This window comes from Vibrio sp. Isolate33, assembly GCF_022397895.1.
Classification (GTDB): domain Bacteria; phylum Pseudomonadota; class Gammaproteobacteria; order Enterobacterales; family Vibrionaceae; genus Vibrio; species Vibrio pomeroyi.
In genome coordinates this window covers 325,673-342,233 of record NZ_JAKEUP010000002.1, presented here as the reverse complement: position 1 = coordinate 342,233, position 16,561 = coordinate 325,673, and the positions used below count along the sequence as shown (strand labels likewise).

The window sequence follows — 16,561 nt, the reverse complement described above, 5'->3', positions numbered from 1 at the left end:
TTTAGACCGATGAGATTAAAGACCACCCTCGACCAATGGCAAACACTCTATGAAATAGACCGTGCTGGCAGCATTCAGGCGGCGGCACTGCAATTGAATAAGAGCCACACCACGTTGATTTATGCGTTGAGAAAACTGGAAGATCAATTGGGCGTGCCTTTGGTGCAGGTTGAAGGTCGAAGGGCTGTGTTATCGGAAGATGGCAAAGCCTTATTGCGTAGGGCGAGCAGCATGCTGGAACAAGCGCGAGAGCTTGAGCTGATCAGTGAACAGTTAGCAAAGGGTGTGGAATCTGAAATTGTGGTCGCGGTTGATCACCTATGCTGCCTTGAGCGTCTTTATAAGCCGATGGCTGCGTTTATGGCAGAGAACAACACCACTTCAATCCAAGTGGTAGAAACATCATTGTCGAAGACCACTGAAATGGTCACTCAAGAACGAGCCGATGTTGCCATCATTAACCTGCCAATTACCAATTACTCGGCAGAAGCCTTTGGATTTACCAAGATGGAGCCCGTTGTAGCAAGTTCGCATCCGTTGGCTACCATGTCATCGATATCGCTCAATCAGCTGTCGTCGCTTCCACAAATTGTGGTGAGAGATTTAGGCTCGGTTGAAAAGTTGGGGGAGAAGAAGGATGTGGGGTGGTTGAAGTCGAGCCAGCGTATTACGGTCGATAATTTCGACCATGCCTTTGGAGCGGTAGAGCAGGGGGTAGGATATTGCAGGCTGCCTAAACATATTGTCGATAGCCGAGGAAGTGACAAGATCACTGTGTTAAATGTGGAAAATGGCAGTGGCTACCAAGTGCCGCTGCATCTGACTCTGCCGAAAGGTGCGAAGACAGGCCCAGCCGCAAAGCGTTTCTATGAACTGCTTCTTGAATCAGCCCAGAATGCGGACTAAGTGCTATGAGAAACTGAGCTATGATCTATTAACTATGAGCTATTAACGAGGCTGATTGCCATTCAAGAATAGCGCGACACATTCACGAGTGTAGTGAAGCCTTTCTTCTTCTGACTCGCCGCTATCGTGGCCGAAGAATGACCAATACGCCGACTTGCCATGAAACATCAGCAGCAGTTGGCGCGCCGCTATGATTGGCGAGCTTGTAGAAGAGAGCGTTAAATCGCCAGATTCTATCTTTGTCTGCAAATAATCGGCGAGTAATTTAGTGGTCTTCTGTGGTCCCGTTTCTAAATAAATAGAGGCAATTTCTGGATGCGTGTTGGATTGACTCACCGCGTTCTGAAAGGTTTGTCGAGACTGCTCATCAAGTAACAAATCCTGAAACTTCACACCAAATTTCACCAACTCATCACCCACCGCCGCATTCATATCAAAGGCAGCAGGGCTAAGTTCGCGCTCTGCACACTTGGTTTGCATGCAGGTTTCGAAAAGTTCGTCTTTGTTTTTAAAGTGAGAGTAGACCGTTTGCTTAGAAACGTTCGCCGCTTTGGCTATCTGATCCATATTGATCTTGAAGCCATGCTCAGAGAAAAGCTGGCTTGCTGCGGTTAAGATCTGCGATCTCTTCTGTTCACTCTTGATGATTTTAGTCACGTGCTGCTTCTCGTTACTTGCTTGGTACTTGGTGTTGCTCAGCTGAATGCATTTGGTTTTGCGCTAAGCATTATGCTTTTTGTGATGGTTTTATCAATCATTAACGATGAAACTTATTTTTAACATAATCAAACTAGACAGTCTAGTTTGGTTTGGTTAGTCTAAAAAAAGAACATGATTGAGTACTGCATAGGAACAGTGAGTATGTATAAATTGATGAAGGGAAGTGCGGTGGCGTTGTCTCTATCGGCTTTTCTTGTTGGATGTGGCGAAAAGGAACAAGCCCAAGATTCGGTTGATTCAACCAATCAAACGGCTTCGAGCGTCCAAACTATTTTAACTGTAGAAACGATGGCCTTAGCGCTGTCTTCCTCTTATGCCGTGCAGCGTGAATATGTTGGTGTGGTTAAAGCGGGTCAGCAAGCCAATTTAGGCTTCGAACTGGCGGGTAAAGTGAATGAGATTCTGGTTGATGTCGGTGACACAGTAACCGAAGGTCAGCCCCTGATTCGATTAGACACTCAACTGTTACAGACTGAATCTAGCCAACTAAAAGCACAAGCCGAAGAAGTGAAAGCTCAACTGAGTCTTGTTGCGGCGAACTTAAAACGTCAGCGTTCACTGAAAGCAAAAGGCTTCAGTGCCGAAGCAGAAATTGATTCGTTAACCAGTGAACAGCGCGTGTTGCAAGCTAACTTACTGCGCATTGATGCCTCGGTAAAAGGCAATGATCTCAAACTGGTGAAATCGACAATCCTTGCGCCTTATTCGGGCACTATCGCAACGCGCTTTGTGTCGCTCGGCGATGTGGTCAATGTTGGCAATCCAACTCTTACATTGCTCGCATCGGAAGGCAAAGAAGCCTTTATCGGTATTCCAGCCCATCAAATGATAAAGGTAACCTCACTCTCTTCGCCAAGCATTCGTGTTGGGCGAGATGATTATGCAGTGACGCTGCTGAATCCGGGTGCCATGGTCGACACGCAATCCCGCAGTGTCGCTTTACGTTATCTTTTCCCTGAGCAAGCGACTGTTTTAGAAGGTCAACTTGCTTACCTTAAGTTTGACGAGCAAATCGACGACCAAGGTTATTGGGTGCCATTAACGGGTTTGATTGATGGCCTGCGCGGTGTGTGGAATATCTTTGTGGTGGGTGAAGACAATAAGGTTGAACGCCGTAGTGTTCAGGTACTTTTCGCTAATAATCAGCAAGCGTATGTGAGTGGTGCAATCGAGGATGGCGAACAGGTGATCGCGAGTGGTCTACATCGTTTGGTTCCCGGGCAAACCGTGAAGCCAGCCAGCGTTGCTGCTGAATAGGAAATAGTATGAAAATCATAGAGACTATTTCCAATACTCGACTGCTGATCTTGATGACGGCGCTGCTGATGGTGAGTGGTATTTCTGCCTTCATGACGCTGCCTCGCGCAGAAGATCCAGTGATCATCAACCGTTATGCAAACATCACAACCAGCTTTCCCGGTGCAAGTGCCGAACGTGTAGAAACCTTGGTCACAGAGGTGATCGAGAACAAGCTGCGTGAGCTGAGTGAAGTTAAACTGGTGAGCTCAACTTCAAGGCCGAGCGTATCAATTGTCACGCTAGAACTTAACGACACCATCACCGAGCCCGAACCTGTTTGGTCACAAGCACGTGACAAACTGTCTGATATCGAATCCATTTTACCTGCGGGTGCGCATTCTCCCGATCTCGACAGTGACCATACCTACGCTTTTACAACCATCGCATCCCTAACTTGGTCTGGTGCAGGCGAGGCGAACCGACTAACGCTCGGGCGATATGCCAAAGAACTGGCTAAGCGTTTGAGAACTCTTTCAGGTACTGAGTTCGTTGATGAATATGGGATGCCTCAAGAAGAAATCCAGATAAGTCTACGAACTGCAGATGCGGCAGCGCTCGGGCGTTCGAGTGCTAATATCGCCGAATCGTTAGAAGGGGCAGACGCTAAGAACTCGGCGGGTGAATTGGTCAGTGCTTATTCTCGTTTTGGTTTAGAGATTGAATCGGAACTGGATTCCATTGAACGCATTAAACAAGTCCCAATCGCGACTGACAGCAATGGTCATATCATCCGCATGGAAGACATTGCATCGGTGAAACGTGGTGAGAAAACGCCTCAAGATCAGATTGCCATTATTGATGGTGAGCCGGGTGTGATTGTCGCTGCAAGAATGCACCCTGATCTTCGTGTCGATAATTGGACATCACGAGCGAATGCTCTGATTGAGAAGTTTCAACAAGAGCTACCAAGCAATATCGATGTCACCGTGTTGTTCAATCAACAAGGCTATACCGAAACTCGTTTAGACGATTTAGGCAAAAGCTTGATGATCGGTTTTGGCTTGATCTTGATTGTGCTGTTTGTGACTTTAGGTGTGCGCGCCGCAATATTGGTGGCGATTTCTCTACCACTGACTTCATTACTTACGTTGTCGATCATGAAAATGACGGGCGTGCCAATCAACCAGATGTCGGTGACCGGCTTAATCGTAGCGCTCGGGATCATGGTGGATAACGCGGTGGTGATGGTTGATACCATTCAGGCATATCGCTTGAAAGGGCAACAGCGAGCGGAAGCGACCATGAATGCGTTGAAGCACTTGTGGGTGCCTTTGCTAGGGTCAACATTGACCACGGTATTGGCGTTTGCGCCGATCATTTTGATGCCGGGTGCATCGGGTGAGTTTGTCGGTGGTATTGCGATTACTGTGTCGTTCTCATTGATCGGTTCTTATGTGATTTCGCATACCTTAATCGCAGGCTTAGCGACCAAGCTACTGCCGAAACAACTCAGTGATGTGGATAAGAAAGGTCAACATCACTGGTACATGACAGGCTTGAGAATTCCCGCATTAACACGTTGGTTCTCATCTTCTGTTCGTTTTGGTGTCACGCACCCAATCATCACTATTGCTTTGGTGTTGTTGGTTCCGTTTACTGGCTACTGGAGTATGTCCCAGCTGACTGAGCAGTTCTTCCCGCCATCAGATAGAGACATGTTTGAGATTCAGGTATACATGCCGCCTCAAGCTAGCATTTATGCGACGAAAAATACCTCTGAAAAAATAGACGACATCATTCATCGCTATCCAGAAGTGGAGCGTATTGATTGGCTAGTGGGCGCTAACTTCCCATCTTTCTATTACAACTTGCAGGCAAGGCAAAACAACGCGCCTTACTTCTCACAAGCGATGGTTAAAACAGAGAACTTTGACCAAGCGAATGCGCTGATTCCTGAGTTGCAAAAGGTGTTAGATAACGAGGTACCGGAAGCACAAATCTTGGTACGGAAGCTTAATCAAGGGCCTCCATTTACTGCGCCAGTTGAGCTGCGTGTGTATGGTGAAAACCTCGATACATTAAAAGCGATTGGTGAAGATGTTCGACTGATTCTGGCAGGTGTTCCTCATGTGACTCACACACGAGAAACATTGCAACCGGGTACGCCTAAGGTGTGGTTGAAGGTCGATGAAGACACCGCGAAACTTAACGGTATTTCACTCAATCAGTTTGCTGGCATGTTGCAAACCACACTAACTGGTCGTGAAAGTGGGTCTGTGATAGAGGGCAGTGAATCGGTGCCAATCCGTGTTCGTGTTGCGGATGATGCGCGTGAAAACTTGGCGCACTTAAGCAATATTCGTTTGCCGATCAGTTCTGATGTTTACTCAACGGGGATTAACGTTTCAACTCTGGCAGAGCTTGAATTGACGACCAGTCGTGGTGCGATTACTCGTCGTAACGGACAACGAGTGAATACCATTGAAGGCTACATTGAAGCGGGTGTTTTACCTCAAACCGTGCTTAATGAGTTCCAGAAACGCTTAGAAAGCTATGAGATGCCATCGGGTTATACGATTGGTTTTGGTGGTGAATCCGCTGAGCGTGACAATTCAGTCAACAGCCTGATCTCGAATGTCGCTGTCGTGGTGGTATTGATGGTATTGGTGGTGGTGATGTCGTTCAACTCGTTCCGAATGAGTAGCATCATCTTCATGGTGGCAGGATTGGCTGGTGGGCTAGGGTTGCTATCGGTGTGGATTTTCGGGTATCCATTTGGTTTTACGGTGATCATCGCGATGCTCGGGATTGCGGGCTTAGCGATTAATGCTGCCATCGTGATTCTGACGGAATTGAAACTGGATGAACAAGCTTCATCAGGCAATGTGGATGCAGTCGTTGAGGCCGTGATGTCATGTACTCGACATATCAGCTCAACCACGATCACAACCGTTGGCGGCTTTATGCCACTGATCATTGCTGGTGGTGGCTTTTGGCCTCCGTTCGCGGTTGCGATTGTGGGCGGAACGGTATTAACCACGCTTATTTCTTTCTACTTTGTGCCTGTGGTTTATCACTTAATGACTAAAAACCAGCGCAAGAAAGTCGTCACAGCAACAGCATAATCCCTCTCTTAATGACGATTACTCCTCTCTTTTGAGGGGAGTAATTCCCACTTAAAACAGGTCAAAATACTTATCAAATCGGCTTTTTAGGTCGATCTTTGTCATTAATTCTCGACACCTAACTGGCATTATTATCAATGAAAAGCAGTGTGTTATTCGAGTGGTTAATGAGTTGTTGGTCAGAGTAATATCTTTTCTAAATACCATTAAAATCCCATGTGAATTCATAAATTTGACGATTGTCACACTTTGTTTAATTCGCTCTTTCTAATGTACCCAAATATCACTTCGCTTCGTCATTGTTGGTCACTAGTTTCTCAGATTCTTACTCACCCCTTATCAGCCTTGGTTTTACATGTGTAGCACGCCTATGTCGTGCGGCTGATTTTCTCTCTGTTTTCCATGTTTCACTTTCATAACTGGAAGGTTAGTTTCCAAGTTTGTTTGGTGAGCTTTCAATTTCGACTCCTCATAATGCGCCAAATGTAACAATGTATTTCAAAGTGTAACAATTAAGTCATATTTTTTGTGTGGTTTTAACCGCGCGGCAATGTTTCGGCTGCGCTGTGCTGTCGTTTTAATTTGGCAGTTTTAACTATGCAGAGATGGGTTTAATTCAGTTTCGCTTTGAGATGCGTCGTTTCACATGCTCAACACATAAATATTCTAATGACCATGACAACCAGTACTCGGGCGTTCGTTCTGAGGCTGGATAACCATCGAGAAAGTTAATGGAAGCTTCAAGATATAAACGCATTTTATCGAGAGCAAATCTGTCGAGGATTGGTTTGGTGGGAACCGTCCTGATGCTCGAAGGATGTAACTCCGCATTGCTCGACCCAAAAGGTAGCGTTGGCGTTCAGGAAAAGGAGCTGATAATCACGGCTCTGTTGCTGATGCTGATTGTCGTCATCCCCGTGATTCTGATGACCATCTACTTTGCCTATAGATACCGCGAAAGTAATACCACAGAAGAGTATGCACCTGACTGGGCGCACTCAACCAAGATCGAAGTGGTGGTATGGACGATTCCAATCATCATCATCGCGATTCTTGCCACCATCACTTGGCGAACAACACATGAACTAGAGCCTTCCAAGCCTCTGGAAAGTGATGTGCAACCTATGGTGATCGAAGTGGTCTCTCTGGACTGGAAGTGGCTGTTCATCTATCCGGAGCAAAACATTGCGACGGTTAACTATGTTGCGTTCCCGAAAGATGTACCGGTGACGTTTAAGCTAACTTCAGACAACATCATGAACGCGTTCTTTATCCCGCGTCTTGGTTCGCAGATCTACGCGATGCCGGGAATGGTGACCAAGCTGAACTTGATTGCTAACCATGAAGGTGACTTCAAAGGTTTTGCATCGAACTACAGTGGTAAAGGGTTCTCGCAGATGAAATTCACTGCATCAGCCATGCCTGATCAAGTGGCATTTCTAAACTGGGTGGAAAAAGTGAAAGCAAGCCCAGACCGCATTGAAGATTGGGAGCAATTCCGTTCATTGGCTGCGCCAAGTGTGGCTGAACCCGTCACTCTGTTCTCCAGTATCCCACCATTTTTATTCACCGATGTCGTGACCCAGCACCCTGGTTCAATGAACTGTTTGCCGGAAACCCAAGGATAATCGTCATGTTTGGAAGATTAACTCTAGACTCAATTCCCTACCACGAACCCATTATTTTGGTCACGTTGACCATGATCGCTCTAGTGGGCAGTTTAGTGGTGTACGCGGTAACCAAAGCCGGTAAGTGGCAATACCTTTGGAATGAATGGTTTACGTCTGTAGACCACAAAAAATTGGGCTTCATGTACATTGCTGTGGCGATGGTGATGTTAGTTCGTGGCTTTGCCGATGCGGTCATGATGCGTAGCCAGCAATTGCTTTCTGCAGCTGGTGAAACGGGCTATTTACCGCCACATCACTACGACCAGATCTTCACGGCTCACGGCGTGATCATGATTTTCTTCGTCGCGATGCCTTTGGTTATTGGTTTGATGAACATCATCGTGCCGCTGCAAATCGGTGCTCGTGATGTGGCATTCCCTTATCTGAATAACCTGAGCTTCTGGCTGTTTGTCGTGGGTATCATCCTAACCAACATGTCATTGGGCTTAGGTGAATTTGGCCGTACGGGTTGGTTGGCGTATCCGCCGCTTTCTGGCATTGAGGCAAGCCCGGGAGTGGGTGTCGATTATTGGATATGGGCGCTGCAAATATCCGGTGTTGGTACCACATTAACGGGTGTGAACTTCTTCGCGACCATTTTGCGCATGCGTACGCCGTCTATGCCTATGATGAAGATGCCAGTATTCACGTGGGCGTCTCTGTGTGCCAACATCCTGATCATCATCTCTTTCCCAATCCTAACGGTAACCATCGCGCTACTGACGTTGGATAGATACATCGGTACGCACTTCTTCACCAATGACCTTGGTGGCAACGTGATGATGTATGTGAACCTGATTTGGGCATGGGGACACCCTGAGGTGTACATCCTAATCTTGCCTATCTTCGGTGTGTTCTCTGAAGTGACTGCAACCTTCTCTCGCAAAAAGCTGTTTGGTTATACCTCACTAGTTTGGGCGACGGTGGCTATCACTATTTTAGCGTTTGTGGTTTGGCTGCATCACTTCTTCACCATGGGCTCTGGCGCCAATGTGAACGCCTTCTTCGGCATCGCAACCATGATTATCTCTATCCCAACCGGGGTTAAGATCTTCAACTGGCTGTTCACCATGTACAAAGGCCGCATCCGTTTCACAACACCTATGCTGTGGACAGTTGGCTTCCTTATCACCTTCACCGTTGGTGGTATGACGGGCGTATTAATGGCAGTACCGGGTGCAGACTTCATTCTGCATAACTCAGTATTCCTAATTGCGCACTTCCACAACGTAATCATCGGTGGTGTAGTATTCGGTTGTTTCGCTGCGATTGGTTACTGGTTCCCGAAAGCGACCGGTTTCACTCTGAACGAGCTTTGGGGTAAACGCGCATTCTACTGCTGGATCATCGGTTTCTTGATGGCGTTCTTGCCGCTTTACGCTCTGGGCTTTATGGGCATGACGCGTCGTTTGAGCCAAGACATCAACCCTGAATTCTTCCCTCTACTGGCGGTTGCGGCTGCAGGTACGGGTGTGATTGCGATGGGTGTGGTGTGTCAGTTCGTGCAGATTTACGTGAGTGTTCGTGACCGCGACCAAAACCGAGATCTAACCGGTGACCCGTGGGGCGGACGTACCTTTGAATGGGCAACGTCTTCACCACCGCCGTTCTACAACTTTGCAAAACTGCCTAAGGGCGATGAGATCGATTCGTTCTGGTATCAAAAGCAAAGTGGTGAGTTTGACCCAACTCAGGAAGAAGAATACGAACGTATTCATATGCCAAAGAACACACCAACAGGTATTTATGTTTCGGCATGGGCGTTGGCATTTGGCTTCGCAATGATTTGGTACATCTGGTGGCTAGCCGCTGCAAGCTTAGTGGGCATCGTGGTGACGTGTATTCAACACAGCTACAACGACGATGTGGACTACTACGTGGAAGTTGAAGAGATCAAAGCGATTGAAGCAGCTCGACGTGCACAGCTTGAAGAAGCGAAGAAACAGTCAGTGAAAGGCGACAACTCTGGTCGTGGTAACAGCGCTGACGGTGACAGTGATAACAACGAAAATAAAGATGATTTGGAGACGACGTATGCAAGCTAATACTCCGTCACACACTTATGATCTTGCACACTCGCATGATCATCACCACGAAGCTGCGGGCAACAAGTTGTTTGGCTTCTGGGTTTACTTGATGAGTGACTGTGTCCTGTTTGCCACGCTTTTCGCGACTTATGCCGTGCTTGAGAGTGGCTCTATCGCTGGGCCGACAGGTAAAGACATCTTTGAACTGCCGTTCGTGTTTGTCGAAACCATGATGCTGTTGTTCAGTAGTATCACCTTTGGTTTTGGCATGATTGCAATGAAGCGCAAAGATGTTTTAGGACTGAAGCGATGGATAAAAGTGACTTTTGTATTGGGTTTAGCCTTTATCTGTATGGAAGTGTATGAATTCCATCACCTGATTGCAGAAGGCTATGGTCCTCAAGAGAGTGCGTTCCTTTCTGCGTTCTTTACCTTGGTTGGAACACACGGTTTGCACGTAACGTTCGGTCTTATCTGGATGGCAGTGGCGTATCACCAGCTTTCAACCAAAGGCTTGAACGACAACATGTCGATGCGTTTCCAGTGCTTGAGCTTGTTCTGGCACTTCCTTGATATCGTTTGGATTTGTGTATTTACCATCGTGTACTTAATGGGGGTGATGTAATGGAACAGCATCTAGATAGCGGTGCAACGGATTACGTGAAAGGCTTTATTGCGTCACTGATTCTAACCATTATTCCGTTCTACATCGTGTGGGCACATGCGCTGCCAAGCACTGAAACTTACGTGATCTTGTTCGGTTGTGCGTTGGTACAAATCTTTGTGCACTTTAAGTACTTCTTGCACATGGAGGCGAAATCGTCCGATGGGCGTTGGAACTTGGTGTCACTGATGTTTACCGCCATTGTTGTATTGATTCTTATCGCTGGCTCGGTATGGATCATCTACAACATGAACGTCAATATGAAGTTGTAGGCTAGGGTATGCTGAAAAGTTATTTGTCTATTACCAAACCGGGCATCATTTTCGGCAACCTGATTTCTGTTGCGGCGGGGTTCTTCCTCGCTGCAAAAACAGAACCAGCCAGTGCGATGTTGTTACTGACGACATTAGCGGGTGTAGGGCTTGTGATTGCATCAGGTTGCGTGGTGAATAACATCTTTGACCGAGATATCGATCAGAAAATGAAACGTACCCAGAACCGTGAATTGGTTCAGGGCAACATCAACACAGACGTGGCGTTTATATATGCGTTAGTCATGTTGTTGGCAGGCACGGCGCTGCTGTTTCAATTCGTTAATCCGATGTCTGCGGTGGTGGTGTTGCTTGGCTATGTGTTTTACGTCTTTTTCTACACCATGTGGTACAAGCGTAATTCGGTTTACGGCACCTTCGTGGGAAGCATCTCTGGCGCGGTTCCTCCATTGGTTGGCTACCTTGGCGTGACTAACTACCTGAGCTTAGAAGCCGTTCTATTGTTCATCATGTTCTGTTTATGGCAGATGCCACACTCGTATGCGATTGCGATGTTCCGCATTCAAGACTACCGCGATGCAGGCATTCCTGTGTTACCGGTAAAAGAGGGTGTCGACAAAGCACATCAGCACATGAAAGCGTATGTAGTCGCGTTTGGCGCGGTTGCTCTGGGTCTATTTTTGCTCGGAGAGGCAGGTTATGAATATCTAGCGGTGTCGGCGGCCGTTTGCTTTATGTGGACTAAAGTGACATTCCGTAAAGTCGATTGCCTCAATTACATTCAGTGGTCAAAGACCGTCTTCAAGGTCTCTCTGCTGGTGGTGATGAGCATCAGCGGCGTACTCGGGCTAGAACTGATTCCGCTGCCTTTTTCGTAAGGCAAATCGCGAGTATGACAAAAGCCGAGCTATATTGAATAGCTCGGTTTTTCTTTTTCAGCTTATTGCTTATTGATCAGCGCTAAGCGCTTGGTGTGTACTTAATATCTGCGCTTTCTAACATGTTCTTTGGAAAGGCGAGTAACTCTCGACCATGGTTAAGGAGCAATTGAACTTGCGATTTCCATTGGCAACATTGAGTAGAACTTTGTTATAGACACCATTAACGCTATTTATATCGACATAACCAAAGCTCTCATAGGTTGAGTCGTATGAGTAGTCTCTATTGTCGCCAAGAACAAATAGCTTTCCTTCTGGTACATGCCAAGTAATGTTGTTTTCAAGTATGTTTGAATCTTCTTTGAGATACCTAACATTATATTGGCTATTACCTATTTGTTCTTTTATATAAACAAACCCATTTTCTTTTTTTGTGACACCATGGGATAATTTATTATCATTGATATAAAGATCACCATTGTCTAATGTGACAGTATCTCCAGGTATTCCAATCACTCTCTTTCTAAAGGTTATATTTTCACTTCGATGTTTAGGTGGATGTCGAAACCTAATGACATCGCCATACTCTGGTGTATATCGCCCCGGTCGAACGCCACTTACCGTTGTCCAGTATTTACCCTCAAAGGTTGGCGCCATACTTAATCCCGTATTGGTATTGATCGAGCTAGAAAAAAAGTAAAATAGCGCGAATATCCATAACGCAAGCGAAGTCGACATTGATAGAAGTAACTTAAAGCTCTTCATGACGGTTTCTCCTGCTGCAGTACTTCTCGGCAAGTATGGTGATACTGTAGTTCGCGGCAACAAACGAGCAGTAAAATAGTCCTAAAACGACAATGATTTCAATGATGTCATTGAAGCCACCATTGAATAGATTTTTACAGAGTGAGTAGTAGAGGAATAAGCTTAAGCTTAGAAAAATCGCAGCTATTGCCAGCAGAATCCATTCTACCTTTGATAAATTACGGTTCATTACTTTTACACCATGAAGAATAAAATAACAGGTAACGCAAGCAGTCGGCTAAATATTTTTAAAGGTCGATACCAATAAAAAGGAAGACGATGTACTAAGCTGTTTGATTTATAATTAAGGTGATAAAGCTCATCAATAAATGATCTTTTTATATTGTCTATCACGGTTAAGCCTAATTGTATTTTTATTTGGGATAGTATTGTGGCAACAAAATCTGACATTTTCTGTCTAAAACAACAAAAGTTATTGAATTTAATATTATCGAGTAGTATTTAGAGCGCTATTGTTCGTTGTTATGTATTTGTGTTTCTTATAACTGGATGATGTTTTATTTATAATGGTTTTTAATATTGGGTGGAGCCAATATTGAACTTCATATGTGGTGGTGTTTGAACTTAATTTGCATAGACGTTCATTGCGTGTTTAATATCTTGTATTACATCAGTACGTAGTTGCTTTGGCTTTAGAATTTCAACGCAATCGGCATTGTTAATAAGCCATCTTTTGAAATCGACGCTATCTTGAGCTTGGGCTTTTACGATGTAGTGGCTGTGAGCTGTCTCTTCTATATTTTGACATTCACTGAGTTTGTACTCGTCGACAAATCGGTTTTTGCCATCAGTATCTCTTGTCATTTTTAAAAGCACTTCACAGGTTTCACCACCGTTGACCGTTTTACCATTGCTTGTTGAGAGGTAAGTTGTGAGGCAAAAAACCTCTTGATTACCCATAGAGAAGTTCTGACCTGAGTGAAGCTCAACATGGCTAATGTTATGCACCGTGTAGGTGCGATATTTACCAGGCATTGAACTGCTCTCAGCATTTTTTTTATAACGCTCTAATCCAACGAGGTAAAAGGCTTTTTGGTAAACGAAAGAGGCATAAGGGTCGACTTCGCAACGGCTTCCTTCATATTCAAATGAGACCACTTTGCGATTTTCTAGCGCACTCTCGAGCTTGCTTAGCACTGTGTAATCGGCCTTGGGAGCAACAACATCGTAACTGCTGACCTGTATTTTAAAAGGTGCCGAGTTTGATACGTTCTTTGCTCTGGAAAGCAGTGTTAACGCTTCACTTAGTTTCGTTCCTGCGGACGGCAGTATACGCTCAAGTACTTGGCTACCTATGATACCTAGGATCGAGATCGATTCATTTAGCCCTGGGTTCACATTGAACTCCGCGCCTTCTTTTACCTTATAGCGAGCTTTTGATGCGATTCCTTCTCGAACCAGAAGATCATTGTGTCCGTTTGGTCCGTCTCCCTGATCTCCATGATACTTGTAGATCGAATCTAAGATGCGTTCAGCCCACTTTTGCTGGGCTTCTTTAGAGGTATCTCCACGGTAGTAAAAAGGCTGTTTTCGCACATCATCTAGGTACTCTTTTGGCGTTATTCCTTGCTCTTTGATTGAAAGCAAATTGAGGCAATGTAAGTAACAATAAAAATCACCGAACGCTTTTGCTGACACGTTATTCCTCCATCTCTAATTGATATTTATCGTATTTAATCACAAATTTATTTCAAAGAATGGCAGGAAATCACACTTTTCATGTGGGATTAGATGAAACAGTTCGTTTTTACATCAGTTTTATCGCGTATTTTGTAACTGTTTGTAATGAGGTTGTTTTTTGAACGGAAATTGCAAGGTTATCGGTAAAATTAAAACATTGCTCCCATAAATAGGCGGTTGGTTTTATTGCCACTTTTTGGTAATTGTGATTTGTTTTTTATGGCTATTGAGTTTGGGTGTGAGAAGCACTTGATTAAGAGCGCATTTTTAGGGGAAGGAGTCGATTAACTGTGTATTTTTAAAGGAGAGGTGTGCTGTTTCTTAGTTTGTTTAATCTTGAGAGTTATGCGCTGCTGCAATAAAAATACCCCGACGAGCGGGGTATTTTTGTTTGTCTTCCATTTAACTCTTACGCGTAGCTTGTTTACCAAGCGCCTAGGTAAGACTTGTACGATTGTAGACGAACGGTGGCTGCGCCAATCACGTCAATGAAGCCCCAGAATGGATGCGGCTTTTCTGCTGAAATCCAAGCCGAACCGGCTGCGCCAATCGGGATGTTGTAACCTTCTGGTTCAAAGATTTCGAGGACGATAGTACGGCCTAAGCCATTGCCATTTTGCACGACGTGTTGGCCAACGCTTTGTGGTCCTTGAAGTGGTGAAATGCTTGCCTCACCCGTACCCGCGGTAAAACTGTGTACCTTTGCTCGGAACACGTGACCCGGATAAGCGTCTACGAAGAACTCTGCAAAATCGCCAACTTGAACATAGCCGTATGTTTGGTCTGAGATACGCATCTCTAAGAACTTTTTACTGGTGTTGTAAAGGTGCATGTTGCCCATGACAGAGCCTTCTGCAATGTTCACTATAGAGACTTGGCCATCAAATTCAGCTCGAATGGTTTTCTTCTCTTGTGCCCAGTTAACTTTCTGCAAGTCGGCTTTTAATGACGTTAGTTCAGCGTGCATGACACGAAGGTCTGAATTGTATTTCTCTACGTCGCGCATGTTGAAGATCTCTGGCGATGTTTCTGCGCGGTCTAAATCGCGAGTCATCTGTTTGATCTCTTCTTCTTTCTGCACGATTGAAGATTCGATCTTCGCTTTGTCTGCAGCAGAATCGATATCAACGAGTGTGTAGATGATGTCGCCTTCTTTCACCATTTGGTTGTGGTCGACAAACACTTTATCGATTTGTTGGCCAAAGATTGGAGACATCACTGCATGCGGTGCTTTCACTGTCGATGAGTTGGTCATATCAACCGGTGCCCACAGGCGAGACACGATAGCCAATAATCCAAGAATCACAGCTCCGCCAATGGCAGCCCAAGTGTAGTTCTTAATCGTCTTCTTTAATGCGCCAGTCGCAAATAGGGACCATACAATCAGAATGTATGGAATCATCATCTCTTTCATTATGCGGCCTCGTGTTTGGTTGGTGCCTGCTCAGACGTTGCTTTTTCTGTCGCTTGCTCGTCGATTGCTGCTTGCTCGTTATTTACCTTGTGTTCATCACTTGCCTTGGACGAATTTTCACTCTGAAAAGACTCATTTTCGGAAGACTTAGGTTGAATACCACGACGAATCACGTCACTGATCGATTGACCAATGTGTTTCCAGTTGGCAAGGGCGATAACCAGAGCGATAACCCAGAAGGTTTTACTAATGAATAGGCCACAAAGAGAGAGTGCGAAGACGATTTGAACGTGTGCACTTTTGTGTTCTTTTGCTTTATGAACACCCAACTCATGGACTTGCCACATGCCATATATCGCAGCAAGAACAACAGCGAGCGTTACAGAGAAAAGGTAGCCAGAGAAGAACTCGGTTTGGAAGAAGTTCATCATCATTTCGTTCGGATGGTTATTGAACTGAGAAAGATCGATATCTTTGGAGTGGATTTTACCCATCGGAGCCAGTGCCCACGCACCCGCTAGCATGAGTGCCATAAATAGACAGAATTTGATGAGAACCATCGCGACGGCCCCAACTTTCTGCAGAACAATTTTAAGAAATTTCATATCTCAACCTAAATAAGGAGAGAGAAAGTGCAGCCTTGGTACAAGACTTTTAGATGACATCTGAAAGAGGTGTTGAACTCACGTAACCGTATAGACCTACTGAGTCAAAAGTACTAGATGACAATTAAAAATCGCTTTGACCACGTAGACAACGCATTCTCGCGAATAGAGTGTTAAAAACACCTGGCGAAATCATTCTTAAGTAACGTCAACCATTGATAGGTTCGTTTGCTGCATTGGGTTTTAAGGCCGTCGTCCGTGATGTGTGCAACACCATCATCTACACATTTTTAGGTTTTCTGTTTAGGTTAAGAATTGATTTGTTGGCGAAATAATAGGAAGTGTAACTGGTACTATCTACGCATTATTGCGATATTGAATTATCGTAATTACGATGAATTGAGTGGTTGTTTAAAGGTGAGGTGGGTTTATTTGAACAGGCTCAAACTCGGCTTATAAAATATGTCTATTTAATTAGCCTGGATCATAGAAGTGGCTATAAAAGTATCAATAAGGCAGGCAAGAAATATTGAATA

13 protein-coding genes are annotated in these 16,561 nt (G+C 45.2%); 8 read left to right on the top strand and 5 right to left on the bottom strand.

Annotated features, from left to right (window positions below; genetic code table 11):
• The first annotated feature begins 9 nt into the window (after nt 1–9).
• Nucleotides 10–906, top strand: coding sequence for a LysR family transcriptional regulator (locus L1D37_RS04780; RefSeq protein ID WP_239847061.1), 897 nt, complete (start codon nt 10–12; stop codon nt 904–906).
• Nucleotides 907–948: 42 nt separating this feature from the next.
• On the opposite strand, the gene L1D37_RS04775 is transcribed toward L1D37_RS04780, so the two are convergent.
• Entirely contained in the window at nt 949–1,563 is a 615-nt protein-coding gene (locus L1D37_RS04775; protein ID WP_102432624.1) for a TetR/AcrR family transcriptional regulator, read from the bottom strand.
• A 204-nt stretch (nt 1,564–1,767) separates the two neighbouring features.
• On the opposite strand from L1D37_RS04775, the gene L1D37_RS04770 reads away from it, so the two are divergent.
• From L1D37_RS04770 to cyoE, 7 genes are all read left to right on the top strand, one after another.
• Nucleotides 1,768–2,883, top strand: a complete 1,116-nt coding sequence (locus L1D37_RS04770; RefSeq protein ID WP_239847060.1) for an efflux RND transporter periplasmic adaptor subunit — start codon at nt 1,768–1,770, stop codon at nt 2,881–2,883.
• An 8-nt stretch (nt 2,884–2,891) separates the two neighbouring features.
• Nucleotides 2,892–5,990 (top strand): efflux RND transporter permease subunit, encoded by a 3,099-nt coding sequence (locus L1D37_RS04765; protein ID WP_239847059.1) that lies wholly within the window; start codon nt 2,892–2,894, stop codon nt 5,988–5,990.
• A 731-nt stretch (nt 5,991–6,721) separates the two neighbouring features.
• Entirely contained in the window at nt 6,722–7,618 is an 897-nt protein-coding gene (cyoA, locus tag L1D37_RS04760) for a ubiquinol oxidase subunit II (RefSeq protein ID WP_080968015.1), read from the top strand.
• 5 nt (nt 7,619–7,623) lie between these two features.
• The gene (gene cyoB / locus L1D37_RS04755; RefSeq protein ID WP_239847058.1) at nt 7,624–9,705 is read left to right on the top strand and encodes a cytochrome o ubiquinol oxidase subunit I; all 2,082 of its coding nucleotides are present in this window, start codon (nt 7,624–7,626) and stop codon (nt 9,703–9,705) included.
• Nucleotides 9,695–10,312 (top strand): cytochrome o ubiquinol oxidase subunit III, encoded by a 618-nt coding sequence (gene cyoC, locus L1D37_RS04750; protein ID WP_016786087.1) that lies wholly within the window; start codon nt 9,695–9,697, stop codon nt 10,310–10,312. The genes cyoB and cyoC overlap by 11 nt, the downstream gene beginning before the upstream one ends.
• Nucleotides 10,312–10,623 carry a cytochrome o ubiquinol oxidase subunit IV gene (gene cyoD, locus L1D37_RS04745; protein ID WP_016786088.1) on the top strand — a complete coding sequence of 104 codons (312 nt, stop codon included), beginning with the start codon at nt 10,312–10,314 and terminating at the stop codon, nt 10,621–10,623. The genes cyoC and cyoD overlap by 1 nt, the downstream gene beginning before the upstream one ends.
• A gap of 8 nt (nt 10,624–10,631) precedes the next feature.
• On the top strand, nt 10,632–11,501 hold the full coding sequence (gene cyoE / locus L1D37_RS04740) for a heme o synthase (RefSeq protein ID WP_239847057.1): 870 nt from the start codon (nt 10,632–10,634) through the stop codon (nt 11,499–11,501).
• Nucleotides 11,502–11,618: 117 nt separating this feature from the next.
• Here cyoE and lepB read toward each other — a convergent pair whose 3' ends face one another.
• The 4 genes from lepB to L1D37_RS04720 form a co-directional block, all read right to left on the bottom strand.
• Nucleotides 11,619–12,266: a signal peptidase I gene (gene lepB / locus L1D37_RS04735; RefSeq protein ID WP_345779421.1), complete on the bottom strand. Its 648-nt coding sequence runs from the start codon at nt 12,264–12,266 to the stop codon at nt 11,619–11,621.
• 624 nt (nt 12,267–12,890) lie between these two features.
• Nucleotides 12,891–13,964, bottom strand: a complete 1,074-nt coding sequence (locus tag L1D37_RS04730; protein WP_239847055.1) for a WYL domain-containing protein — start codon at nt 13,962–13,964, stop codon at nt 12,891–12,893.
• 466 nt (nt 13,965–14,430) lie between these two features.
• The gene (locus tag L1D37_RS04725; protein ID WP_017633086.1) at nt 14,431–15,420 is read right to left on the bottom strand and encodes a biotin/lipoyl-binding protein; all 990 of its coding nucleotides are present in this window, start codon (nt 15,418–15,420) and stop codon (nt 14,431–14,433) included.
• A complete protein-coding gene (locus L1D37_RS04720) occupies nt 15,420–16,025 on the bottom strand; it encodes a magnesium transporter (protein ID WP_239847053.1) in 606 nt (201 codons plus the stop codon). The genes L1D37_RS04725 and L1D37_RS04720 overlap by 1 nt, the downstream gene beginning before the upstream one ends.
• Between the last annotated feature and the right edge of the window lie 536 nt (nt 16,026–16,561).

What these genes read in the sequence shown, in the direction of transcription:
- L1D37_RS04780 (WP_239847061.1), top strand. Translation starts at nt 10, where the DNA reads ATGAGATTAAAGACCACCCTCGACCAATGGCAAACACTCTATGAAATA.
- L1D37_RS04770 (WP_239847060.1), top strand. Translation starts at nt 1,768, where the DNA reads ATGTATAAATTGATGAAGGGAAGTGCGGTGGCGTTGTCTCTATCGGCT.
- L1D37_RS04765 (WP_239847059.1), top strand. Translation starts at nt 2,892, where the DNA reads ATGAAAATCATAGAGACTATTTCCAATACTCGACTGCTGATCTTGATG.
- cyoA (WP_080968015.1), top strand. Translation starts at nt 6,722, where the DNA reads ATGGAAGCTTCAAGATATAAACGCATTTTATCGAGAGCAAATCTGTCG.
- cyoB (WP_239847058.1), top strand. Translation starts at nt 7,624, where the DNA reads ATGTTTGGAAGATTAACTCTAGACTCAATTCCCTACCACGAACCCATT.
- cyoC (WP_016786087.1), top strand. Translation starts at nt 9,695, where the DNA reads ATGCAAGCTAATACTCCGTCACACACTTATGATCTTGCACACTCGCAT.
- cyoD (WP_016786088.1), top strand. Translation starts at nt 10,312, where the DNA reads ATGGAACAGCATCTAGATAGCGGTGCAACGGATTACGTGAAAGGCTTT.
- cyoE (WP_239847057.1), top strand. Translation starts at nt 10,632, where the DNA reads ATGCTGAAAAGTTATTTGTCTATTACCAAACCGGGCATCATTTTCGGC.
- lepB (WP_345779421.1), bottom strand. Translation starts at nt 12,266, where the DNA reads ATGAAGAGCTTTAAGTTACTTCTATCAATGTCGACTTCGCTTGCGTTA.
- L1D37_RS04725 (WP_017633086.1), bottom strand. Translation starts at nt 15,420, where the DNA reads ATGAAAGAGATGATGATTCCATACATTCTGATTGTATGGTCCCTATTT.
- L1D37_RS04720 (WP_239847053.1), bottom strand. Translation starts at nt 16,025, where the DNA reads ATGAAATTTCTTAAAATTGTTCTGCAGAAAGTTGGGGCCGTCGCGATG.